Raw genomic sequence first — 25,173 nt, forward strand, 5'->3', positions numbered from 1 at the left:
GAGGTCACCGACCGTGGCCACCCGGCCGCGCATCCGGCCGGAGCGGGTGGCCCGGCCCGGTCGCAGGGCGGCGTCGCGGCCGTTGTCAGTGTCGGGGTGCACGATGGGGACCATGACCGGCTCCGCACTCGATTCGTTCTCCTCCGCGACCCGCAGCTGGTTCACGGGCGCCTTCAGCGCGCCGACGGCCGCGCAGGAAGGTGCCTGGCGGGCGATCGGCGCCGGGTCGGACGTGCTGGTCGTCGCGCCGACCGGATCGGGCAAGACCCTGGCCGCCTTCCTCGCCGCCCTGGACCAGCTGACGGCGGTCCCGCCGCCCGCCGAGGCGAAGAAGCGCTGCCGGGTGCTGTACGTATCGCCGCTCAAGGCCCTCGCGGTCGACGTGGAGCGCAATCTCCGCTCCCCGCTCACCGGCATCCGCCAGGAGTCGGTGCGCCTCGGACTGCCCGAGCCCGAGGTACGTGTGGGGATCCGCTCGGGCGACACCCCGCCCGCCGAGCGCCGGTCGATGGCGACCAGGCCGCCGGACATCCTGATCACCACGCCCGAGTCCCTGTTCCTGATGCTGACCTCCTCGGCCCGGGAGGCGCTGGCCGGGATCGAGACGGTGATCCTGGACGAGGTGCATGCCGTCGCGGGCACCAAGCGGGGCGCCCATCTCGCCCTGTCGCTGGAGCGCCTCGACGAACTGCTGCCGCGGCCGGCCCGCCGGATCGGCCTGTCCGCCACGGTCCGCCCGGTCGACGAAGTGGCGCGGTTCCTCTCCCCGCAGCGGAGGGTGGAGATCGTCCAGCCGCCGTCCACCAAACAGTTCGATCTGTCGGTGGTCGTACCGGTCGAGGATCTGGGCGAGCTCGGCGGCTCCCCCGCCGCCGGCACGGACACCGCGGGCCAGGCGGACAAGCCGTCGATCTGGCCGCATGTGGAGGAGCGGATCGCCGATCTCGTCCAGGCGCACCGCTCCACCATCGTCTTCGCGAACTCCCGCCGTCTCGCCGAGCGGCTCTGCAACCGGCTCAATGAGATCGCGTACGAGCGGGCCACCGGCGAGACGATGCCGGAGGCCCACTCACCCGCCGAGATCATGGCCGAGTCGGGTGCCGCGAAGGGGGCGCCCGCTCTGCTCGCGCGGGCGCACCACGGATCGGTCTCCAAGGAACAGCGGGCCCAGGTCGAGGAGGACCTCAAGGCGGGCAGGCTGCCCGCCGTGGTCGCCACCTCAAGCCTGGAGCTGGGCATCGACATGGGCGCGGTCGACCTGGTGATCCAGGTGGAGTCACCGCCCTCGGTCGCCTCCGGGCTGCAGCGGGTCGGCCGTGCCGGACACCAGGTGGGAGCGGTGTCCACCGGGGTCGTGTTCCCGAAGTACCGCGGTGATCTGGTGCAGGCGGCGGTGGTCACCGAGCGGATGCGCGAGGGTTCCATCGAGGCGCTGCGGATCCCGTCCAACCCGCTGGACGTGCTGGCCCAGCAGCTGGTCGCGATGGTCGCCCTGGACACCTGGCAGGTGGACGACCTGCTGGCCGTGACCCGCCGGGCCGCCCCTTTCGCCTCGCTTCCCGAGTCGGCGTTCACCGCCGTGCTCGACATGCTGGCCGGCCGCTATCCGTCCGACGCCTTCGCCGAGCTGCGCCCGCGCGTGGTCTGGGACCGCGTCGCGGGTACGGTCACGGGCCGTCCCGGCGCCCAGCGGCTCGCCGTCACCTCCGGTGGCACCATTCCCGACCGCGGACTCTTCGGGGTCTTCCTCGCGGGGGCCGACCCCAAGAAGGGCGGCGGCCGGGTCGGTGAGCTGGACGAGGAGATGGTGTACGAGTCCCGGGTCGGCGACGTCTTCACGCTGGGCACCACGTCCTGGCGGATCGAGGACATCACCCGCGACCGGGTCCTGGTGACGCCCGCGCCCGGCGTCCCCGGACGGCTGCCGTTCTGGAAGGGCGACCAGCTGGGCCGCCCGCTGGAGCTGGGCCGCGCCCTGGGCGCCTTCCTCCGCGAGCTCGGCGGGCTGTCCCCCGAGGACGCGCGGCGACGGCTGCTGGCCGCGGGCCTGGACACCTGGGCCGTGGACAACGTGCTGTCGTACATCGACGAGCAGCGCCGGGCCTGTGGCCACGTACCGGACGACCGGACGATCCTCGTCGAGCGTTTCCGCGACGAGCTGGGCGACTGGCGTGTCGTCGTGCACTCACCGTTCGGCGCCCAGGTGCACGCCCCGTGGGCGCTCGCGCTCAGCGCCCGCCTCGCCGAGCGGTACGGCATGGACGCCCAGGTCATGCACGCCGACGACGGTATCGTCCTCCGGCTGCCGGACGCCGACATGATGGGCCTGGATCTCCTCGACTTCGACCCGGTGGACCAGGACCGGGCCGCCGATCCCGGCGGCGGGGCACCGGCCCCGCTGTCGAACGCCGCCCAGGACAGCGACCAGCCCCCCGTGGGCGCCGCCGATGTGGCGTTCGACCAGGGCGAGATCGGGCAGATCGTCACCGACCAGGTCGGCGGTTCCGCCCTGTTCGCCTCCCGGTTCCGCGAGTGCGCGGCCAGGGCGCTGCTGCTCCCGCGGCGCAGCCCCGGCAAGCGCACACCGCTGTGGCAGCAGCGGCAGCGGGCCGCCCAGCTCCTCCAGGTCGCCTCCGAGTTCGGCTCCTTCCCGATCGTTCTCGAAGCGGTCCGCGAATGCCTCCAGGACGTCTTCGACGTCCCCGGGCTCACGGAAGTGATGGGCGATCTGGAAGCGCGCCGGATCCGCCTGGTCGAGGTGACGACCCAGGAACCCTCACCGTTCGCGCGCTCGCTCCTGTTCGGCTACGTCGCGCAGTTCCTGTACGAGGGCGACTCCCCCCTCGCCGAGCGGCGGGCCGCCGCGCTCTCCCTCGACTCCCACCTCCTGGCCGAGCTGCTGGGCCAGGCGGAGCTGCGTGAGCTGCTCGACGCCGACGTCCTGACCGAGCTGGAGCGGGAGCTCCAGTGGCTGGCCGAGGACCGCCGGATCAAGGACATCGAGGGCGTCGCCGATCTGCTGCGGGTCCTCGGACCGCTCACCACCGCGGAACTGGCCGAGCGCGGGGCCGAACCACCCTGGGCGCAGGAGCTGTCATCGGCCCGCCGGGCCATCCGGGTCCGGATCGGCGGCGGCGAGCACTGGGCGGCGATCGAGGACGCCGGACGGCTGCGCGACGCACTGGGCACGGCGCTCCCCGTAGGCGTCCCGGAGGCGTTCACCGAACCGGTGAAGGACCCGCTCGGCGATCTCCTCGCCCGCTACGCCCGTACGCACGGCCCGTTCACCTCCACCGCTGCCGCCGCCCGCTTCGGCCTCGGCACCGCGGTCACCGACGGTGCGCTGCAACGGCTGGCAGCCTCCGGGCGGATCGTCCAGGGGGAGTTCCATCCCGCCGGCATCGGCCAGGAGTGGTGCGACGCCACGGTGCTGCGGCGGCTGCGGCGCCGCTCGCTCGCCGCGCTCCGGCACGAGCTGGAGCCGGTGCCGCCCGCCGCCCTCGCGGGCTTCCTGCCCCAGTGGCAGCATCTCGGCAGCAACAGCCTGCGCGGAATCGACGGACTGGCCCGTGCCATCGAGCAGTTGCAGGGCGCCCCCGTCCCCGCGTCGGCCCTGGAGAAGCTGGTCCTGCCCGGCCGGGTCACCGGCTACTCCCCCGCGCTCCTCGACGAACTCACCACCACCGGCGAGGTCGTGTGGGCCGGTGCGGGCGCCCTCCCCGGCAAGGACGGCTGGCTCTCCCTCTACCTGGCCGACAGCGCCCCCCTGCTCCTGGCGCCCCCGCGCCCGCTCGAACTCAGCGCACTGCACGAATCCGTGCTCACCGCGCTGACCGGCGGATACGGACTCTTCTTCCGCCAGATCGCCGATCAGGTCCGGGCCACCACGCACCCGGACTGCACCGATCCGCAGCTGGCGGACGCGCTCTGGGACCTCACCTGGTCGGGCCGGCTCACCAACGACACGCTGGCACCGCTGCGTTCGCTTCTCGGTTCCGGTCGCACCGCCGGATCGACCGCGCACCGCGCCAGACGGAACGTCCCGCGCGGGCGTTACGGCTCGCTGACGGCCTCGGCCCGCCCGGCATCGCGCACCGGCCCGCCCACGGTGTCGGGCCGCTGGTCCCTGCTGCCCGCCGCCGAGCCGGACCCCACGCACCGGGCCCACGCCCTGGCCCGCACTCTGCTGGACCGGCACGGTGTGGTGACCCGCGGCGCGGTCCAGGCCGAGGGCGTCGAGGGCGGCTTCTCCGCCGCGTACCGCGTGCTGTCCGTCTTCGAGGACAACGGTCAGGCGCGCCGGGGCTATGTCGTGGAGGGGCTGGGGGCCGCACAGTTCGCCATGGACGGCGCGGTCGACCGGCTCCGCGCGGCGTCCACCGCCCGCGACCGCAAGGAACCAGGTGCGGCCCCCGGCGCCCTGGTCCTCGCCGCGGCCGACCCGGCCAACGCCTACGGTGCGGCGCTGCCCTGGCCCGAGCCACCGGACGGGGCCGGGCACAAGCCCGGCCGCAAGGCGGGCTCCCTCGTGGTCCTGGTCGACGGCGAACTGACGCTCTACATGGAGCGCGGCGGGAAGACGCTGCTGGCCTGGCCGGCCGATCCGGATGATCCCGCGCTCCGGGCGGCTGCGGCAGCCCTGGCCGCGGCCGCCCGCGCCGGGGCCCTCGGCACGGTGACGGTGGAGCGCACCAACGGCGCCTCGGCGCTGACCTCTCCGCTGGGCCGCACGCTGGAGTCGGCCGGTTTCCTCGCCACCCCGAGAGGCCTCCGCCTCCGCGCCTGACCCGGCCCGCGCGGCGCCACGGCCGCCGCCCCGGGAACCGTCCCGCAGCACACATCCCGCGCATCATGGAGGCATGCCCGAAGGAGACACCGTCCTGCAGACCGCCAGGCGTCTGCACCACGCGCTCGCGGATCAGGTTCTCACCAGGTCCGACCTGCGCGTCCCCCGGTTCGCCACCGCCGACCTCACCGGCCGGACCGTCCTCGGCGTCATCTCGCGCGGCAAGCACCTGCTGACCCGCTTCGAGGGCGGCCTGACCCTCCACAGCCATCTGCGGATGGACGGCGCCTGGCGGATCTACGGCCCTGGAGAGCGCTGGCGCGGCGGCCCCGCACACCAGATCCGCGCCGTCCTCGCCAACACCGCGCACACGGCCGTCGGCTACCGCCTCCCCGTCCTCGAACTCCTGCGGACCGCGGACGAGGAGAAGGCGGTCGGTCACCTCGGCCCGGACCTCCTGGGCCCCGACTGGGACGCCGGCACAGCGCTGCGCAATCTGCTCGCCGACCCCGCCCGCCCGCTCGGCGAGGCCCTCCTCGACCAGCGCAACCTGGCCGGCATCGGCAACATCTACAAGGCCGAGCTGTGCTTCCTGGCCCGCGCCACGCCCTGGCTCCCCGTCGGTGAACTGCCCGCCGCCACGGCTGCCCTTCTGGTGAGCACCGCCCACCAGCTCCTCGAAGCCAACCGCGACCGTCCGGTCCGCGTCACCACCACCGGCGCACGCCCCCGCACCGCCACCGGTCAGCCTGCCCGCACCGGCCGCCCGAGCGAGGACCTCTGGGTCTATGGCAGAACCCACCGCCCCTGCCTGCGCTGCGGAACACCGATCCGCACGGCGGAGCAGGACGGCCGCCCCGCCTACTGGTGCCCAGGCTGCCAATCCGGCCCCACCCACTAGTTGACGGCCCGTCAGATTCAGTCGTACGGTCCGGTCATGCCCCTCGCCGCGTACGACCTCACCGGCCGATCCGCGTTCGTCACCGGCGCGGCAGGCGGCATCGGCCGCGCCTGCGCCGTCCTCCTCTCGGAGGCGGGCGCCACCGTCCACTGCGCGGATCTCGACGAGAAGGGCCTCCAGGAGACCCTGGAGCTGATCGCCGCGGCGGGTGGCGAAGCCCACACCCACCCGCTGGATGTCACCGACCGCAATCAGGTCCGGGCCGCGGTCGCGGCTGCCGGAGATCTGGACATCCTGGCCGCCGTCGCCGGGATCATGCACACGAGCAGCGTCCTGGAGACCGCTGACGAGGACCTCGACCGTGTGCTCTCGGTCAACTTCAAGGGTGTTCTGTACGCCTGCCAGGAAGTGGCCCGCTCCATGCTCGCCCGCGATGCCCCCGGATCACTGATCACCATGGCCTCGGGTGCGGTCGACTCCGCGAGCCGGGGGCTGCTCTGCTACAGCGCGGCCAAAGCGGCGGTGGTCCAGCTGACCAAGACCCTGGCGACCGAGCTGGGGCCGCAGGCCATTCGGGTCAACGCCGTCGCCCCGGGCTGGGTCCGCACCCCCATGACCGCCCGCCACGACGCGGAGCAGCAGCACCGGGCGGAGGCCGCCATGGCGCGGATATCGCCGCTGGGCAGGGTCGGGGAGCCCATGGACGTGGCGCACACGGTTCTGCATCTGGCGTCCGACGCGTCGGCCTTCATGACGGGCCAGATCCTCCGCCCGAACGGCGGCGTCGCCATGCCCTGGTAGCCGCCGAGGCGGCCCACCGGGACCGCGCCTCCGCGGCGCACCGCCGCAGCAAGCCGGTACCCGCGTCGAATATCCCGGTCGGCCGGGCGGTCGCGGCCACATGCACCGGCAGGAGGCTCAGCCCCCAGCCGCCCGCCGCCACCGCCCCCTCGACCACCCCGGTGTGCGCCGGCTCCAGCACCAGCCGCAGCACAGCCCACCACCACACACCACCGAGAACGAGCGCCGGCACCCATCGCCGGACCATGGCTGCCTCCTCCGGCCGAACCCAGTACCCCTCCCGGCAATATGTCCGGCCAGATCACCCGACGGGAGAGCGCACCGGTGCAGTACCGGCGCGCACGGCGCAGCCGCACACCCTCGCAGTCTCACCCGGCGCCACCGGGGCCGCATCCAGAGCGGAGCCCCCACCGCTTCCGGTGGGGGCTCCGCGTCAGGCTGTCACTTCTTGTCGTCACCGGTCAGGGAGTCCTTGACGCCCTCGGCGCGCTCCTTGGCATCGCCCATGGCGCCCTTGGCCTGGCCCTTGCCCTGGTCCGTCTTGCCCTCGGCCTCCTTGCGGCGGTCACCGGTCATCTTGCCCATGGCCTCCTTGGCCTTGCCGGTGATCTTGTCCTTCGCGCTTCCGTCTGTCATGGCAACTCCTCTGATGGGGCGGACCGGCAACTGCCCGAACGCGGGCAGTTGCCGGGAGGGGGACCGGTCCGGCGCACTGGCGCCCGACCGGGTGAGAAACGGGGGCGGGTCAGGCGCTCTCCGCCTGGAACATCCACGCGTGCTTCTCAAGATCAGCGGTCAGCGAGATCAGGATGTCCTGGCTGACCGGATCGGGGCCACCTGTCACCTCGATCCGCTCACGCATCCGACCGATCACCACACCGAGGGCGTCGACCAGGGTCCGTACCGCGTCCACGTCCTTGACCCAGCCCTCGGGCACGGAGTCGATGGCCGTGGTCCTGGCGATCGTCCCCGACCGCCCGTCCGGGTTGACGCCCAGCGCGGAGGCCCGTTCGGCAACCTTGTCGGAGTGCTGGCGGGCGGTGTCGACGACCTCGTCAAGCTGAAGGTGCACCGACCTGAAGCGTGGCCCCACCACGTTCCAGTGGACCTGCTTCGCCACCAGGGAGAGGTCGACGAGATCCACCAGGGCGCCCTGGAGCGCATCGCCGACGGACTTGAGGTCGGCCTCGGACAGCGGGCTCTTCACCACAGACATGCACGTCTCCGATCTGATATCCGTTCCGTTCAGCACCACCCACGATGGCACAAACGAAGCAAAAGGGTCATTCGGGGAACGGTCTGCACGAGACCCTTCCCCGGCTTCACACAGAGCGCCTGCCCGCCAAAGCTCCGCCAACACACACAGAAGCCCCGGTCCGCCCCCTGAGGGGAGGACCGGGGCTCCGGCTTCAGACCGAACCGAGCGGGTCAGGCGGCGACGACATCCACCGCTTCCGCAGGCGCCTTGATGGTCACCCGTCCCGTCGGCACACCCGCCACCGACGAAACAGAGACGGAATTGAGCCTGGGGCGCACCGGCACGGGTACCGGATCGCCGGCTGCTGCCGACTCGGCCAGTTCAGCCAGCGACAGATCATCGCTCACTTCACGCATGAGCTCGGACATCCGTACGTCAAGCGCGTCGCAAATGGCGGAGAGCAGTTCGGAGGATGCCTCCTTCTGCCCCCGCTCCACCTCGGAGAGATAACCGAGCGAAACTCGGGCGGACGAGGAGACTTCGCGCAGAGTACGGCCTTGGCGCTGGCGCTGCCGACGCAGCACGTCACCAAGCAGGCGACGGAGCAGAATCATCGGTGGCTCCCTCCTCGGACCGCGTAGCCGCATCCTTCACGCCCCACCGTACCGCCTAGCGCCGCGGCCGTGCGGGGAGCGATGTCGTGTTCACTCAGGGCTGCAAACATCAATTCCCCCCGATCTGTTCCGTATCCTGTGCGCTCGCGTACCCGCCGAGTTCGCCGGAGAGCAGATCGAGCACGCTCCGTACGCTCTCATTACGGATGTCCGCTCGTCCGCCGTTCAACCGCAGCGTGGCCACTTTCGCCGCCCCGTCAGGCCCGCATACTGCGACGAAGACCGTTCCCACCGGACGGCCGTCCTGCGGCTCCGGGCCCGCTACGCCGGTGGTCGCGAGCCCCCAGTCCGCTCCGAGGACCCGTCGTACGCCCGCGGCCATCTGGGAGGCGACCTCGGGGTCCACCGCGCCGCGCGATGCCAGAAGGGCCGGATCCACACCCAGGACTTCACTCTTCAGGGGGGTCGCATAGGCCGTCACGGACCCGCGGAAGGAGTGCGAGGCACCGGGTACGGACGTCAACTCCGCCGCGACGAGGCCGCCGGTCAGCGACTCGGCGACGGCCAGGGTCTCCCCCCGCTCGACGAGCAGCCGCAGCACCCGGGCCGCGGCTGTCACCGCTCGGCCTCCGCCGCACCGCGGGCCCCCGAGGTCTCTGAGGTCTCTGTCGTCTCTGTCGTCTCTGTGGTCCCGGAGACCCGGTCCACGTCTCCGGCGCCCTCCGGCGTCTCCGCGGCCGCCTCGGCGGCTTCCTGTGCCACGGCCGACCGCTCCGCCGCGAGCCCCTGGCGTCGCAGCACGACGGCCTGGCGCACGTAGTCCAGACCGGTGACGACCGTCAGCACGACGGCCACCGCCATCACCCAGAACCTCAGCGTCGCCAGCGGTCCGGTCAGCGCCAGGACGTACATCCCGGCGGCGATCGCCTGTGACAGCGTCTTCATCTTCCCGCCGCGGCTGGCCGGAATCACCCCGTGCCGGATCACCCAGAACCGCAGCACGGTGATGCCGAGCTCGCGGAAGAGGATCACGCCCGTGACCCACCAGGGCAGGTCACCGAGGTACGAGAGGCAGATCAGCGCGGCGCCCATGATCGCCTTGTCGGCGATCGGGTCGGCGATCTTCCCGAAGTCGGTGACCAGGTTGTACGTGCGCGCCAGATGCCCGTCGAACAGATCGGTGATCATCGCGATGGCGAAGGCCGCCCAGGCGAAGGAACGCCACGCCGGGTCGTATCCGCCGTTGTGGAGCAGCAGCAGGACGAAGCCGGGCACCAGCACCAGCCGCGCCATGGTGAGGAGGTTGGCGATGTTCCACAGGCTCGCCTGGTTGACGGCCGCAGTGCCCAGCTTCCCGCCGCGGACCGGCGTCGCGCCGGAGCCCCCTGTCGCGGATGCCGGCGCTCCGGTCATCTGGCCACCTCCGCAAGCTCACGGCATTCGGCCACCAGGTCCACGCCCTCGGTGCCCACTGCCTTTGCCTCGACCATACGGCCCGGGACGAGTCCCTCGCGTGCGGTGAAGAGCACCTGGCCGTCCGTTTCGGGCGCCTGGTGCGCCGCGCGGCCCACGGCGCGCGACTCGTCCTCGGTCGCCTCGACCGACTCGACCAGTACCTGGAGCGTCTCCCCGACCCGTTCCTCGGCCCGCTGGGAGGTCAGCTCCTCGGCCAGCCGGGAAATGTGCGCGAGCCGCTCCGCGATGGTGTCGGCGTCCAGCTTGTCGCCGTAGCCGACCGCCTCGGTGCCGTCCTCGTCGGAGTAGCCGAAGACGCCGATGGCGTCGAGACGCGCACCGGTGAGGAACCGTTCCAGCTCCGCCAGGTCGGCCTCGGTCTCGCCGGGGAAGCCCACGATGAAGTTGGAGCGTGCGCCGGCGTACGGGGCCTTGCCCCGGATGGTGTCCAGAAGCTCCAGGAAGCTGTCGGTGTCGCCGAACCGGCGCATCGCCCGCAGCACACCGGGGGCCGAGTGCTGGAAGGAGAGGTCGAAGTAGGGCGCGACCTTCGGCGTCGAGGTCAGTACGTCGATCAGACCGGGCCGCATCTCGGCGGGCTGCAGATAGCTGACCCGGATGCGCTCGATCCCGTCGACCTCCGCGAGCTCCGGCAGCAGCGTCTCAAGCAGCCGGATGTCACCGAGGTCCTTGCCGTACGAGGTGTTGTTCTCGGAGACCAGCATGACCTCCTTCACCCCCTGCTCGGCCAGCCACCGGGTCTCGCCCAGGACGTCCGAGGGCCGCCGCGAGATGAAGGAGCCGCGGAAGGACGGGATGGCGCAGAAGGAGCAGCGGCGGTCGCAGCCGGAGGCCAGCTTCACCGAGGCGACGGGGCTGGTGCCCAGCCGGCGGCGCAGGGGCGCCCGCGGGCCGGAGACCGGCGCGACGCCCTCCGGGAGGTCGGCGGGGGCCGGTGCGGCCTCCTGGGCGTGGCCGGGCAGGGCCACGACGGCGTCCTGGCGCTCGGCGGGGCTGATCGGCAGCAGTTTGCGGCGGTCGCGCGGGGTGTGCGAGGCGTGGACACCACCGTTGAGGATGGTCTGGAGGCGGTCCGAGATGTCTGCGTAGTCGTCGAATCCGAGGACTCCGTCGGCTTCCGGCAGGGCCTCGGCGAGGTCCTTGCCGTAGCGCTCGGCCATGCAGCCGACGGCGACGACGGCCTGGGTACGGCCGTGGTCCTTCAGATCATTCGCTTCGAGCAGGGCATCGACGGAGTCCTTCTTGGCGGCCTCGACGAATCCACAGGTGTTGACCACGGCGACATCGGCATCGGAGGCATCCTCGACGAGCTCCCAGCCGTCCGCTGCCAAGCGGCCTGCGAGCTCCTCCGAGTCCACCTCGTTACGGGCGCAGCCAAGAGTGACAAGGGCGACGGTACGGCGTTCGGGCATGGGCTCAAGACTACTTTGTCCCGGCACTGGCCCCACCGTGCAGGTTCCGCAGTCACAGGGAGTGACAAAGCGGCGAGCGCCCGGCGCGATGGCCGGGCGCTCGCCGCAGGGTGCGAACCGTGAAGTGCCAGGTCAGCCGACCTCGGGGTCACCCTTGGTGTACGAGAGCCGCTCGACCTGACCGGGCTGGAACTGGTCATCGACCTTCTTGCCGTTGACGAAGAGCTCGATCGAGCCGGCGTCGCCGAGGACGAGGTCGACCCGCTCCTTGTCCTGGAACGTCTTCGACTGACCCTGCTGGAGCAGCCCGTCGAAGAGCAGCCGGCCGTTGTGGTCCTTGGCGGAGATCCAGCTCTTGCCCTGACTGGCGCTGAGTTTGACCGTCACCTTGTCCTGCGGCGCCGCGGCGATGGCGCTGTCGGAGGGAGCCGGCTTGGGATCGGCGGTCTTGCTGGCCGACGGTTTGGGCGTGGTCTTGGCGGACGTGGGGCCCTCGGCGACCTGGTTGGCCGTCGAGGAGTCGTCGCCGCCCTTGAAGAACGTGAAGCCGACGAACCCGACCACGGCGACGATGGCCGCGACCATGGCCGCGGTCCAGTTGGGCCGTCGGGGTTCGGAACGGATCCGCTCGGCCTCGAACAGCGGAGCCGCCGGCGTGGGCGCCGGACGGCCGCCGTGCTCGCCGTCGTACTGCGAAACCAGCGGTTCCGGATCGATGGCGACGGCACGTGCCAGCGTGCGGATATGGCCGCGCGCATACACGTCACCGCCGCAGCGGGAGAAGTCGTCCGCCTCGATCGCGTGCACGATGGGGATGCGCACCCGGGTGGACGTGCTGACCTCTTCGACCGTGAGACCTGCGGCGATTCGAGCCTGCTGGAGCACTCGACCGATCGAAGGCCGGTCGTCTTCGGGGGAGTTGCCGATGGACACGGGGGCGCCTTTCGAGCGTGAGCCACCTGCTGGATGTTCAGTCTAGGGGGGGTAAGAAAGGGTGGGGCAACCGGGAGGGAGGACTTTGTACGCCATCAGATTCGAACAGAGCCGGATTCGCCGGACCGCCCCGCGGAAGGACATCCTGCTGCCCTCCCTTCAACTTGACGTACGGCCCCCCGAAACGGTTGCCCGCGAAACCCTCACGAACCGGTTTCCCCGCGAATCAGCGCCAACACCCCGTCGAGCTCGTCCGGCTTCACCATGACGTCGCGCGCCTTGGATCCCTCGCTGGGTCCGACGATGTTCCGGGACTCCATGAGGTCCATCAGCCGGCCGGCCTTGGCGAAACCCACCCGCAGTTTGCGCTGGAGCATCGAGGTGGATCCGAACTGCGTGGAGACGACCAGTTCGGCGGCCTGACAGAGCAGGTCCAGGTCGTCGCCGATGTCCTCGTCGATCTCCTTCCTCTGCTTCGTGCCGACCACCACGTCCTCGCGGAACACCGGTGCCATCTGGTCCTTGCAGTGCTGGACCACGGCGGCGACCTCGGCCTCGGTGACGAAGGCGCCCTGCATACGGGTCGGCTTGTTCGCCCCCATCGGCAGGAACAGCCCGTCACCCTTTCCGATGAGCTTCTCGGCTCCGGGCTGGTCGAGGATGACCCGGCTGTCGGCGAGCGACGAGGTCGCGAAGGCGAGCCGGGAGGGCACGTTCGCCTTGATCAGGCCGGTGACGACGTCCACCGATGGGCGCTGGGTGGCGAGGACCAGATGGATACCCGCGGCGCGGGCCAACTGGGTGATGCGGACGATCGAGTCCTCGACATCACGCGGAGCGACCATCATCAGGTCGGCCAGCTCGTCGACGATCACCAGCAGATACGGGTACGGCGACAGCTCCCGTTCGCTGCCCTGAGGAGTCTTGAGCTTTCCGGTGCGCACGGCGTGGTTGAAGTCGTCGATGTGCCGGTACCCGAACGCGGCGAGGTCGTCGTAGCGGAGATCCATCTCGCGCACGACCCACTGGAGCGCCTCGGCGGCCTTCTTCGGGTTGGTGATGATCGGCGTGATCAGGTGCGGAATGCCCTCGTACGCGGTCAGCTCGACGCGCTTGGGGTCGACCAGCACCATCCGGACGTCCTCCGGAGTCGCCCTTATCATCACCGAGGTGATCAGGCAGTTGATGCAGGAGGACTTCCCGGAACCGGTCGCACCGGCCACCAGGACGTGCGGCATCTTCGCGAGGTTGGCCATCTCGTAGCCGCCCTCGACGTTCTTGCCGAGTGCGACCAGCATGGGGTGGTTGTCCTCGGCCGCGTCCGCCAGCCGCAGGACGTCCCCGAGGTTGACCATCTCGCGGTCGGAGTTGGGGATCTCGATGCCGACCGCCGACTTCCCCGGGATCGGCGAGATGATCCGGACGTCGGGGCTGGCGACGGCGTACGCGATGTTCTTGGCGAGCGCCGTGATCCGCTCGACCTTCACGGCCGGGCCGAGCTCCACCTCGTACCGCGTCACCGTGGGGCCGCGGGTGAAGCCGGTGACGGCAGCGTCGACCTTGAACTCGGTGAAGACGTTGGTCAGCGACGCGACGATCGCGTCGTTGGCGGCGCTGCGGGTCTTGCCGGGGCCGCCGCGCTCCAGCAGATCGAGCGAGGGCAGCGAGTACGTGATGTCGCCGGACAGCTGGAGCTGCTCGGCGCGCGAGGGCAGCGGCTGCGACTGCGACCGGTCGGGGGCGGGCTTGGTCAGGTCGGGTACGCCCCCGGAGGGCGAGGAGGCCTTCTCCCCCGGCCTCCGGGCGGGCTCCGCCTCCCTGGCACCCGGCACCGGGGTGCCCGCGCGCTCACGGTCCACGGAGACGCCCTGGGTGAGGTCGGCGACGACGGGCGAGGGCGGCATGCCGTTGAGCACCGCACCGTCGAGCGCGGCGGCAGCGGCGGCAGCGACGTCCACCGCGTCCATGGTGCGGTTCATCGCGGGCTGCACGGAGGGCCTGCGCGGCCTGCCGCGGCGCTTGGCCAGGGCGTCGGCCTCGACCCGGTCGGTGTCGTAGACCTCGGACGCCTCGGATGCCTCGGAGCGGCGCGCGGAGGAGCGCCGTGAGCGGGCGGGCAGCGCCTCGCGCCACTGCTCGTCGTCGTCGCTCTCGTCCTCCGCGTCGGGGTCGTGCACCGGGTCGAGGATCCCCAGCCTGGAACCGAGCAGCCGCAGCCGCTGCGGAATGGCGTTCACCGGGGTCGCCGTGACGACCAGCAGCCCGAAGACGGTGAGCAGCAGGAGCAGCGGGACGGCGAGCACCTCGCCCATGGCGAAGATCAGCGGTTTGGAGGCGGCCCAGCCGATGAGCCCGCCCGCGTCCTGCATGGCCTCGGTGCCGTCCTCGCGCCCCGGTGATCCGCAGGCGATGTGGACCTGGCCGAGCACCCCGATGACCAGTGCGGACAGTCCGATGACGATGCGGCCGTTGGCCTCGGGCTTCTCGGGATAGAGGATCAGCCGTACGGCGATGGCGCCCAGCAGTATCGGCACGAGCAGGTCGAGCCGGCCGAAGGCGCCGGTCACGAGCATCTCCACGAGATCGCCGACGGGACCGCGCAGATTCGACCAGGTGCCCGCGGCGACGATCAGTGCGAGACCGAGCAGCAGCAGTGCGACGCCGTCCTTGCGGTGTGCGGGGTCCAGGCCCTTGGCGCCACGCCCTATGCCACGGAACATCGCGCCGATGGCGTGGGCCGCACCGAGCCAGACAGCGCGCACCAGACGGTACACACCGCCGGTGGGAGAGGGCGCCGGTTTCGGCGCGGCCGCCTTCTTGGCCACCGCCTTCTTGGCGGGAGCCTTCTTCGCGGGCGCGCTCTTCTTGGCAGCGGCCTTCTTCGCGGGCGCGGCTTTCTTCGCCGGACCCGGGCCACCGCCGACGCGCTTCGCGGTGCCCGCAGTGCCCTGGGAACCCTTGCCGGACGTACGTGAGGCCATGGGGCCGAGGTTACCGGTGTCCGCGCCGGTGAACACGTGCGCGTGCCCGTTCACCCGACCGTGTCGCCCTGCGGCGGCCGCGAACTGACGCGCCCTCATCCGCTCCGCACCGCGGGCGGACCACCGACCGGCGGATCCCGCCGGGCAGTTGCCGCCGCGCAGACCCGAAGGCAGCTGAGAGGAAAGGGCGGTACGGGCGGGGAGCCGGCCGCGTTACGAGGGAAGGGGCGCCGGTCCGCCGTTGGCGCCGGGCTCCAGGGCGTCCAGCGCGCGGCGCAGTCCGGTCAGCTTCCGTTCGAGATGGGCGGCGGTGGCCACGGCCCCGGCGTCCGCCGACTCGTCGTCGAGCTGCTTGGACAGCGCCTCGGCCTGCTCCTCGACGGCGGCGAGCCGTGCGGAGAGTTCGGCCAGCAGACCGGCGGGCTCCCTCTCGTGGCTCGCGCCGGCGTGCACGCCGCCTTCGAGCTGGAGCCGCAGCAGCGACGCCTGTTCCCGGAGCTGGCAGTTCTTCATGTAGAGCTCGACGAAGACCGAGACCTTCGCGCGCAGCACCCACGGGTCGAACGGCTTCGAGATGTAGTCCACCGCGCCTGCCGCATAACCCCGGAAGGTGTGATGCGGACCGTGGTTGATCGCGGTGAGGAAGATGATCGGGATGTCCCGGGTCCGCTCCCGCCGCTTGATGTGCGCGGCGGTTTCGAAACCGTCCATGCCTGGCATCTGCACATCCAGCAGAATGACCGCAAAGTCGTCCGTGAGCAGCGCTTTGAGCGCTTCCTCCCCTGACGATGCCCGCACCAGTGTCTGATCGAGCGCAGAGAGGATGGCCTCCAGCGCCAGCAGATTCTCCGGCCGGTCATCGACCAGGAGGATCTTGGCCTTCGGCACCATGGCCCGTCCTCCTCGCCCCGGAATTGCACCGGGCGCCGCCCCAGGGGACGACTCCCTTACGCCGTCCGTCCTTGTGCCGGTCATGGTAGCCGCACCCCGCCCGTCACCACACCCTGTCACCGCGATGTCACTGTGCACATACCAGAAACGCGGCGGAAGACCAAAAGGTTCCCCGGAAACGGCGTTCCCACACCACTTCGGACACACTCGATCAACAAATCATCATTGATTCGCTCAATCGACGATCACTCTCCGCGCATCCATCCCTCCATAACGGAAAGAAGATGATCAGGGTCGACCGGCTTGGTGACGTAGTCCGATGCTCCGGACTCGATCGCCTTCTCCCGGTCCCCCTTCATCGCCTTGGCCGTCAGCGCGACGATCGGCAGCCCGGCGAACTGCGGCATCCTGCGGATCGCCGAGGTCGTCGCATAGCCGTCCATCTCCGGCATCATGATGTCCATCAGTACGACCGTCACATCGTCGTGCTGCTCCAGGACTTCGATCCCCTCGCGCCCGTTCTCCGCGTACAGAACCGCTAGCCCGTGCTGCTCCAGCACGCTGGTGAGCGCGAAGACGTTACGGATGTCGTCGTCGACGATCAGCACCTTCTCGCCGCTGAACCGGAACGTCCTGCGGGCCTCGGGCTCATCCTGGACAGCGGGCGTCCACGGCTCCTGCGGGGCGCCCTGGGAAGCCGCGGGGGCCGGCAGCGCGGGCTGCTGTCCCGTGCCGCCCACCGCCTTGCGACGACGCCGGAACAGCCCTGCCGTGCCGCTCTGATCGTCTCCGCTCCCCTGCCGGCCCAATCCGCGGCCGAAGTCCGGGAAGTTCTCCCCGGGCCCCTGCCCGGCCTCGGGCAGCCGCCCGCTCTCGACCGCGGCACCGTGCATCTCGATGGGCCCCGGGCCGATCTGCGGGTAGCCCTGCGGCGGGAGTTCGCTCGGGTGCAGCGGCAGGTACAGCGTGAACGTCGAGCCCCGGCCGGGCTCGCTCGCCGCATGGATCTCGCCACCCAGCAGCCGGGCGATCTCCCGGCTGATGGAGAGGCCAAGGCCCGTACCGCCGTACTTGCGGCTGGTCGTGCCGTCCGCCTGCTTGAACGCCTCGAAGATCACCAGCATCTTGCTGGACGCGATCCCGATACCCGTGTCGGTCACCGAGAACGCGATCAGATCGGCGTCGGCGTCACGCAGCGAACCCGCCTCCAGCAGTTGCTCGCGAATGGCGTTCGGCACCTCCGCCCCCGCATGCCGGATCACCAGCTCTACAGCGCCGCCGTCGGTGAACTTCACCGCGTTGGAGAGCAGATTGCGCAGCACCTGGAGCAGCCGCTGTTCGTCGGTGTGCAGCGTGGCCGGCAGTTCCGGTGACACCCGTACCGAGAAATCCAGACCCTTTTCCGCGGTGAGCGGCCGGAATGTCGCCTCTACGTAGTCGACCAGCTGAACCAGCGCGATCCGGGTCGGGCTGACATCCATCTTGCCCGCCTCCACCTTCGACAGATCGAGGATGTCGTTGATCAGCTGCAGCAGATCGGACCCCGCGCCGTGGATCGTCTCGGCGAATTCCACCTGCTTCGGTGACAGATTGCCCTCGGCGTTGTCCGCCAGCAATTTGGCCAGAATGAGCAGCGAGTTGAGCGGCGTACGCAGCTCGTGCGACATGTTGGCCAGGAACTCCGACTTGTAGCGCATCGAGACAGCGAGCTGTTCGGCGCGCTCCTCCAGGACCTGCCGCGCCTCTTCGATCTCGGTGTTCTTGACCTCGATGTCGCGGTTCTGCTGGGCCAGCAGCTCGGCCTTCTCCTCCAGTTCCGCGTTGGACGCCTGGAGGGCCTTCTGCCGGTTCTCCAACTCCTGCGACCGGTCGCGCAATTGCTCGGTCAGCTCCTGCGACTGCTCCAGCAGCTTCTCGGTCGTCGTGTTGACGCTGATGGTGTTGACGCTCGTGGCGATCATCTCGGCGAGCTGGTTGAGGAAGTCCCGCTGGATATGGGTGAACGGCTGGAACGAGGCCAGTTCGATCACTCCGAGGACCTTCCCCTCGAAGAGCACCGGCAGCACGATCACATGCGCGGGCGGCGCCTCACCGAGGCCGGAGGAGATCTTCAGGTAACCCGGCGGCACGTTGTCCACCTGGATCGTCCGCTTCTCCTCCGCGGCCGTCCCGATGAGCGTCTCACCGGGCCGGAAGGACGTCGGCATGGAGCCGGCGGAGTAGCCGTAGCTGCCCCGCATCCGGAGCACGTACGCGCCGTCCCGGTCGCCTTCCGCGCCCAGTGCGTCGGTCTCGCCGGTCGCCATGGCCAGGAAGAACGCGCCGTGCTGCGCGGAGACGACCGGTGTCAGCTCGCTCATGATCAGCGAGGCGACGTCGTCGAGATCGCGCCGCCCCTGCATCAGACCGGAGATCCGGGCGAGGTTGCCCTTGAGCCAGTCCTGCTCCTTGTTGGTGGCCGTGGTGTCACGCAGGTTGGCGATCATCGTGTTGATGTTGTCCTGCAGCGCCTGGATCTCGCCGGCCGCGTCCACGTCGATCTTCAGATTGAGATCGCCGCGGGTCACCGCGGTGGCGACGGCCGCGATGGCACGTACCTGGCGGGTGAGGTTCCCGGCCATCTCGTTCACCGACTCGGTGAGGTCGCGCCAGGTGCCGTCGACGTCCCGCACCCGTGCCTGGCCGCCCAGCTGCCCCTCGGTACCCACCTCGCGGGCCACCCGCGTCACCTGCTCCGCGAACGAGGACAGCTGATCGACCATCGTGTTGATGGTGTTCTTCAGCTCCTGGATCTCACCGCGGGCATCGATGTCGATCTTCTTGGTCAGATCGCCCTTCGCGATCGCCGTGGTGACGGTGGCGATCTGGCGCACCTGACCGGTCAGGTTGGACGCCATCGAGTTCACGGACTCGGTGAGGTCCTTCCAGGTACCGGCGACTCCGGGGACCCGTGCCTGGCCGCCCAGCTCGCCCTCGGTACCCACCTCGCGGGCGACGCGGGTCACCTCGTCGGCGAACGAGGACAGGGTCGTCACCATCGTGTTGACGGTGTCGGCGAGCTCGGCGACCTCACCGCGTGCCTCGACGGTGACCTTCTTCGTCAGATCGCCGTTGGCGACGGCGGACGAGACCCGGGAGATGTTCCGCACCTGACTGGTCAGGTTGTTGGCCATCAGGTTGACGTTCTCGCTGAGGTCCTTCCAGATACCCGTGGCCCCGCGCACCCGCGCCTGGCCACCGAGGATGCCCTCGGTACCCACCTCGCGCGCGACCCGCGTCACCTCGTCACCGAAGTTCATCAGCTGGTCGACCATGGTGTTGACGGTCGTCACCAGTTCGAGGATCTCGCCCTTGGCGTCGACGGTGATCTTCTTGGAGAGATCGCCCTTGGCGACCGCGGTGGTGACCTCGGCGATGTTGCGGACCTGAAGGGTCAGGTTGTTCGCCATGCCGTTGACGGACTGCGTGAGGTCCTTCCACGTACCGGACACGCCCTGCACCTCGGCCTGACCGCCGAGGATGCCCTCCGTACCCACCTCGCGGGCGACCCGGGTCACCTGCTCCGCGAAGTTCGAGAGCTGGTCGACCATCGTGTTGAGGGTGTTCTTCAGCTCCAGGATCTCGCCGCGCGCGTCCACGTCGATCTTCTGCGACAGGTCACCGCGCGCCACCGCCGTGGCGACCTGCGCGATGTTACGGACCTGAGCGGTGAGGTTCCCCGCCATGCCGTTCACCGAGTCGGTCAGATCGCGCCACACACCGGCCACGCCGGGCACCTGCGCCTGGCCGCCGAGCCGCCCGTCCGTGCCCACCTCGCGGGCCACCCGGGTCACCTGCTCGGCGAAGGCGGAGAGCTGGTCGACCATCGTGTTGATGGTGTTCTTCAGCTCCAGGATCTCGCCCCGCGCGTCCACGTCGATCTTCTGCGACAGGTCACCCCGGGCCACCGCCGTGGTCACCTGGGCGATCTGGCGCACCTGGGAGGTCAGGTTCCCCGCCATGAAGTTGACGGAGTCGGTGAGCTCCTTCCACGTACCGGAGACGCCGTCGACCCGTGCCTGACCGCCGAGGCGGCCCTCCGTGCCCACGTCCCGCGCCATCCGCGTCACCTGGTCGGCGAAGGACGACAGCTGGGCCACCATCGTGTTGACGGTGTTCTTCAGCTCCAGCATCTCGCCCGCGACATCGACGGTGACCTTCTGCGACAGGTCACCGTTGGCGACCGCGGTCGTCACCTGCGCGATGTCCCGCACCTGACCCGTCAGGTTCCGGAACGCCGTGTTCACGGAGTCCGTCAGGTCCTTCCAGGTACCGGCCGCGCCGGGCACCTCGGCCTGGCCGCCCAGCCGGCCCTCGACGCCGACCTCCCGGGCCACCCGGGTCACTTCCGAACCGAAGGACTGGAGCTGGTCGACCATCGTGTTGACGGTGTTCTTCAGCTCCAGCATCTCGCCGGCCACGTCGACCGTGACCTTCTGCGTCATGTCACCGCTGGCCACCGCCGTCGTCACCTGCGCGATGTCCCGCACCTGGGTCGTCAGGTTGCGGAAGACGGTGTTCACCGAGTCGGTGAGGTCCTTCCACGTGCCCGCGGCACCCGGCACCTGTGCCTGGCCGCCGAGCACGCCGCCGCCGCCGACCTCACTGGCCACCCGCGTGACCTCGTCGGCGAAGGTGCGCAGCGTCTCGGTCATCTGGTTGATCGTCTCGGCGAGCTGGGCGACCTCGCCGCGCGCGCTCACCCGGACCTTCTGCGAAAGGTCACCGTTGGCGACCGCCGTCGTCACCTCCGCGATGCCGCGCACCTGGGAGGTGAGGTTCCCGGCCATGGTGTTGACGGAGTCGGTGAGGTCCTTCCACACCCCGGCCACCCCCGGCACCGTCGCCTGCCCGCCCAGCTCGCCCTCCGTGCCCACCTCGCGGGCGACCCGGGTCACCTCGGAGGAGAACGACGACAACTGGTCGACCATCGTGTTGACGGTGTTCTTCAGCTGAAGCATCTCGCCGGCCACATGAACGGTGACCTTCCGGGACAGGTCACCCTTGGCGACCGCCGTCGTCACCAGGGCGATGTCACGCACCTGTGCCGTCAGCCGGTACGCCATGGTGTTCACGGAGTCCGTGAGGTCCTTCCAGGACCCGGACATGCCGCGCACCTGGGCCTGCCCGCCCAGCTTGCCCTCGGTCCCCACCTCGACCGCGACCCGCGTCACCTGCTCGGTGAACGCCGACAGCTGGTCGACGAGATTGTTGACCGTACGGGCGACCTTCAGGAACTCGCCGCGCAGCGGCCGTACCGTCTCGTCGGCGGTGTGCGACCGGAGCTCCATCCGCTGCTCCAGATCACCGTCGGCCACCGCCGACAGCACCCGCCCGACCTCCGAGACCGGTCGCGCGAGATCGTCGACCAGCTCGTTGGAGGCGTCGATGGCGGCGGCCCAGGACCCTTCGCAGGCGCCCGTCTCCAGCCGTTCGGTGAGCTTGCCCTCCCGTCCGACCACACGCCGCACGCGGGCGAGCTCACCCGTGAGATGGACATTGCGATCGGCGACTTCATTGAAGACGGCCGCGATCTCCGTCATCACGCCGTCGCCCGAGACCGTCAGGCGCCTGCGGAAATTCCCGTCACGCATGGCCACCAGACCGGCCAGCAGTCTGTTGAGCGCTGCCGCGTCGACTTCGATGGTTCCATTGCGCTGCTTCTTCACGGACTGTCCGCCTTTAGTGCGCGTGCCTGTTCCCCGCGCCGCCACGCCAGACTCCACCGTGTCCCTCCCGCAGGGTTGACCGTATCGCTCGGGTCTTCTCTGGGAGCTTGCCCAGATCCTCAATGGCTCACCGCCACAGCCCACCGTTGACGGGTGACCATGCGGACGTCAAATCGTTGAAACGTACCAGGCCGGAACCGGTCGGGGTGGAACGACCAATGGTTGTCCCGTATCGCTCTGTTGGGAAGCCCACACTTGTCCGGTCACAGGCCCGTATCCGTTCGACCTTGCCCGAAGTCTGCCCTCGTGTATCCGGTGCACGGACAGAGCGTCTAGCCTGGCAAGCGAATCGAAGCGGCTAGAAACGGGCACAGGACTCGGGGAAGCGACGAGACACCATATGGGGAGTGCTGTGATCACGGCGCGCGCGGCTGCCACCTTCGACCCGGTCGGGCGCTCCGTCGCGACCGCCCGCGCCTTTGTCCGCGACACCCTCCAGGGGTGGGGATACACCGACGTCGTCGACGATGCCGTCGTCCTCACCAGCGAGCTCGTCACCAATGCGGTGGTCCACGCCGGCACCGCCGCGGACGTGCTGTGCCTCCGTACGGAGGACGGCGTCCGGGTCGAGATCTCCGACCACTATCCGGAACGGGAGATCCCGCTCCAGTCCACCGGCCCCGACTTCGGCAGCCCGGACCGGGAGGGCGGCCGCGGCCTGCTGCTGTGCGCCGCGCTCGCCTCCCGCTGGGGCGTCGAGTACTCCCCCGCGCACAAACACGTCTGGTTCCAGCTCGATCTTCCCGACCGCCCGGTGGGTATCCGCTCCGCGGGCCCGCTGCTCCCCGTCGACCTGCTCCCGGTCACCGACGAACGGGTCAGGGTGGCCGTCGTCCAGATCGACAGCCTGGGCGCCATCGCGGCGTGGAACGACGACGCCGCGTACCTGTTCGGACACACGGCTGACCAGGCCGCCGGCAAGCAGCTCACCGACTTCACCGCCTGGCCGCAGACTCCCGGCACCAACACCGGTATCGCCGACGCGCTCCGCCTCTCGCGCTGGGAGGGCAGCTACGGCATCCGGTGCGCCGACGGCCGTACCATCCCGGTCTACGGCTCCCACCTCCGCGTACGGGACACCCAGGGCGAACCCTCGACGGTCTGTCTGCTGGTCCGCGACTACGAGCGGGCGGTGCTCCAGTCACCGGTACGCACTCCGGTCTCCGACTCGAACACCGAGATCCGCAAGACGGACCCCTTCGAGGTCTTCATCGGCTCCCCCGCCCCCGACGACCTCGACGGCCTGCTCCAGCGCACCGTCGAGCGGGCACGCGACATGCTCGACGCCGACGCGGCGTTCCTGCTGCTGGCGACGGACGACGAGACCGAGCTGGAGGTACGGGCCACGACCGGCCTGCCCTCCGCACGCCAGCGCTTCGCCCGCGTCCCCGTGGAGGCCGGCACCGGGCGGTACGGCTCGGCGCGCATGCCCGCGGTCCACGAGGACCTCGACGCCGTTCCGGGCGCCGTGCCGCTGCTGGGCAACACCGGTATGCGCTCGGTGGTCACTGTCCCGCTGAAGGTCGAGGGCCGCCTCACGGGCTCCCTGGGCGTCGCGGCCGAGGCCGCCGGCCGGTACTCGAACGAGGAGGCCCTGCGCCTCCAGTTCGCGGCGGACCGCATCGCCCTGGCCGTCGAGTCCGCCCGCCTGGGCGAACTGGAACGGCTGCGCCGCGGTTCGCTCTCCTTCCTCGTCGAAGCGTCGGACCTCCTCGCGGGCACGCTCGACCGCGACCAGACGCTGGCCCTGATGGCTCAGATGACGGTCCCCACCCTGGCCACCTGGTGCGCCGTCTACACGATCGCCGACCAGTCCTCGGACCCGTACCTCTCGTACGTGCTGCACGAGGACGAGGAGCTCATCGACGGCCTCAAGGCCCTTCTCTCCAAGATCGCCCCGCCGGACCCGGTGCCGGCCCCCGGCGCCCGTGTCTGGTCCGCTCCGTCCGAGGCCGCCCACCAGGCCGCCCTGCGCACGTCGATGCGCGGCATCGGCCGCAGCGACGCCGGCAGCCTGGGCCCGGGTATCCGTACGACGCTCGCCACGGCGGCGGCCGTGGGCGGGGAGACGGTGGTCCTTCCGCTCGTCGCCCGCAACCGTGTCATCGGCATGCTCACGCTCGGCAAACCGTCCGACGACCATTTCCGCCAGGAGATCCTGGAACTGGCCGAGGACCTCTCCCGCCGGGCCGCACTGGCTCTCGACAACGCCCGCCTCTACTCGGAGCGCATGGCGATCAGTCAGTCCCTGCAGCGCAGCCTGCTGCCGCCGGGGCTGCCGGACGTACCCAATGTCGAGATCGAGGTCATCTACCGGGCAGCCGGTGAGGGCAACGAGGTGGGCGGCGACTTCTACGATGTCTTCCCGATCCGGGACGGTGCCTACGGTTTCGCCATCGGCGACGTCTGCGGCACGGGCCCGGAGGCCGCGGCCGTGACGGGCCTGGCCCGCCACGCACTGCGCCTGCTCGCCCGTGAGGGCTTCGGGGGCCCCGCCGTCCTGGAGCGCCTGAACGCCGCCATCCTCGACGAGGGCGCCCGCAGCCGCTTCCTGACCCTGCTGTACGGGGAGCTGTGGCCCCAGGAGGACGGCAGTGCGCTGCTGAAGGTGGTCTGTGCGGGCCACCCGCTGCCGTTGCGCCTTCGCCAGGACGGATCGGTCGAGGCCGCGGCGGAACCGCAGCCGCTGCTGGGCGTCATCGAGGATCTGGAGCTGTACGAGCAGACGGTGACCCTTGACCCGGGCGATGTCCTGCTGTGCGTGACGGACGGTGTCACCGAGCGCCGTGAGGGCACCCGCATGCTCGGCGACGACGGCCTGGCGGACGTACTGGCCACCTGTACGGGCCTTACGGCGGGCGCGGTGGCGGCACGTATTCTGCGGGCCGTCGAGCGGTTCGCCGCGGAACCGGCCTCGGACGACATGGCCATCCTCGCGATGCGCGTCCCTGAACCGCCGGCCGCTTAGATCCGGTTGATTCGGTTGGATCCGGATACGCGAAAGGCCCCCGCCGAGTGGCGAGGGCCTTTTCGTCTGTCCGAGCCCCAATGCGGAATCGAACCGCAGACCTTCTCCTTACCATGGAGACGCTCTACCGACTGAGCTATTGGGGCCTCGCTGCCCTGCGGCAACGAGCTAAATCATACCCTGATCCAGAGGGTGCGCAAAACCATCTGTCGCATCGTCACCGGCCCACGTCCCAGGGGTGTTCCGCCCCTGCGGGGGGCCGCCCACCAGCCTCTTGGCCAGGTGCGGCGCCCGTACCGCGGCGGCCGGGCCGGCGAGCTGGTCCGGGCTGGTCCGGAACGCAGAAAAACCCCGTGCCACAAGGGCACGGGGCTTAACTATAAAAGGAGTTCGGCGGCGTCCTACTCTCCCACAGGGTCCCCCCTGCAGTACCATCGGCGCTGA

At 70.3% G+C, this 25,173-nt stretch carries 15 protein-coding genes and 1 tRNA gene; 4 read left to right on the plus strand and 12 right to left on the minus strand.

All coding sequences use genetic code 11. The annotated features are described in order from the left end of the window. Positions 1-112 precede the first annotated feature (112 nt). From ACZ6S6_RS25435 to ACZ6S6_RS25445, 3 genes are all read left to right on the plus strand, one after another. Positions 113-4,786, plus strand: coding sequence for an Lhr family helicase (locus ACZ6S6_RS25435; protein ID WP_469707020.1), 4,674 nt, complete (start codon positions 113-115; stop codon positions 4,784-4,786). Positions 4,787-4,859: 73 nt separating this feature from the next. Then, the gene (locus ACZ6S6_RS25440; protein WP_469707021.1) at positions 4,860-5,687 is read left to right on the plus strand and encodes a DNA-formamidopyrimidine glycosylase family protein; all 828 of its coding nucleotides are present in this window, start codon (positions 4,860-4,862) and stop codon (positions 5,685-5,687) included. 36 nt (positions 5,688-5,723) lie between these two features. Further along, the gene (locus ACZ6S6_RS25445; RefSeq protein ID WP_469707022.1) at positions 5,724-6,488 is read left to right on the plus strand and encodes an SDR family NAD(P)-dependent oxidoreductase; all 765 of its coding nucleotides are present in this window, start codon (positions 5,724-5,726) and stop codon (positions 6,486-6,488) included. On the opposite strand, the gene ACZ6S6_RS25450 is transcribed toward ACZ6S6_RS25445, so the two are convergent. From ACZ6S6_RS25450 to ACZ6S6_RS25500, 11 genes are all read right to left on the minus strand, one after another. Then, positions 6,436-6,735, minus strand: coding sequence for a hypothetical protein (locus ACZ6S6_RS25450; RefSeq protein ID WP_362965225.1), 300 nt, complete (start codon positions 6,733-6,735; stop codon positions 6,436-6,438). The genes ACZ6S6_RS25445 and ACZ6S6_RS25450 overlap by 53 nt on opposite strands. A gap of 194 nt (positions 6,736-6,929) precedes the next feature. Beyond that, positions 6,930-7,124 carry a CsbD family protein gene (locus ACZ6S6_RS25455; RefSeq protein ID WP_362965223.1) on the minus strand — a complete coding sequence of 65 codons (195 nt, stop codon included), beginning with the start codon at positions 7,122-7,124 and terminating at the stop codon, positions 6,930-6,932. Positions 7,125-7,233: 109 nt separating this feature from the next. Then, on the minus strand, positions 7,234-7,704 hold the full coding sequence (locus ACZ6S6_RS25460; protein WP_469707023.1) for a Dps family protein: 471 nt from the start codon (positions 7,702-7,704) through the stop codon (positions 7,234-7,236). A 212-nt stretch (positions 7,705-7,916) separates the two neighbouring features. Beyond that, positions 7,917-8,300: a helix-turn-helix domain-containing protein gene (locus tag ACZ6S6_RS25465; protein ID WP_024492760.1), complete on the minus strand. Its 384-nt coding sequence runs from the start codon at positions 8,298-8,300 to the stop codon at positions 7,917-7,919. A 109-nt stretch (positions 8,301-8,409) separates the two neighbouring features. Further along, a complete protein-coding gene (locus ACZ6S6_RS25470) occupies positions 8,410-8,919 on the minus strand; it encodes a CinA family protein (protein WP_362965219.1) in 510 nt (169 codons plus the stop codon). Continuing rightward, entirely contained in the window at positions 8,916-9,713 is a 798-nt protein-coding gene (gene pgsA / locus ACZ6S6_RS25475; protein ID WP_469707024.1) for a CDP-diacylglycerol--glycerol-3-phosphate 3-phosphatidyltransferase, read from the minus strand. The genes ACZ6S6_RS25470 and pgsA overlap by 4 nt, the downstream gene beginning before the upstream one ends. After that, positions 9,710-11,188 carry a 30S ribosomal protein S12 methylthiotransferase RimO gene (gene rimO / locus ACZ6S6_RS25480; protein ID WP_362965215.1) on the minus strand — a complete coding sequence of 493 codons (1,479 nt, stop codon included), beginning with the start codon at positions 11,186-11,188 and terminating at the stop codon, positions 9,710-9,712. Before rimO ends, pgsA begins: the two co-directional genes overlap by 4 nt. Before the next feature lie 132 nt (positions 11,189-11,320). Next, entirely contained in the window at positions 11,321-12,121 is an 801-nt protein-coding gene (locus ACZ6S6_RS25485) for a helix-turn-helix domain-containing protein (protein ID WP_362967311.1), read from the minus strand. Between the two features lie 203 nt (positions 12,122-12,324). After that, on the minus strand, positions 12,325-15,102 hold the full coding sequence (locus ACZ6S6_RS25490) for a DNA translocase FtsK (RefSeq protein ID WP_469707025.1): 2,778 nt from the start codon (positions 15,100-15,102) through the stop codon (positions 12,325-12,327). A 213-nt stretch (positions 15,103-15,315) separates the two neighbouring features. Next, complete coding sequence (locus tag ACZ6S6_RS25495) at positions 15,316-15,993, minus strand: response regulator (protein WP_362967307.1); 678 nt, start codon at positions 15,991-15,993, stop codon at positions 15,316-15,318. Positions 15,994-16,238: 245 nt separating this feature from the next. Then, a complete protein-coding gene (locus tag ACZ6S6_RS25500; protein ID WP_469707026.1) occupies positions 16,239-21,701 on the minus strand; it encodes a HAMP domain-containing protein in 5,463 nt (1,820 codons plus the stop codon). A gap of 400 nt (positions 21,702-22,101) precedes the next feature. Between ACZ6S6_RS25500 and ACZ6S6_RS25505 the strand changes: the two genes are divergently transcribed. Next, positions 22,102-24,729: a SpoIIE family protein phosphatase gene (locus ACZ6S6_RS25505; protein WP_362967303.1), complete on the plus strand. Its 2,628-nt coding sequence runs from the start codon at positions 22,102-22,104 to the stop codon at positions 24,727-24,729. 73 nt (positions 24,730-24,802) lie between these two features. On the opposite strand, the gene ACZ6S6_RS25510 is transcribed toward ACZ6S6_RS25505, so the two are convergent. Then, positions 24,803-24,875, minus strand: a tRNA-Thr gene (locus ACZ6S6_RS25510). Positions 24,876-25,173: the final 298 nt, after the last annotated feature.

The sequence above is a fragment of the Streptomyces sp. NPDC048671 genome (genome assembly GCF_055587045.1).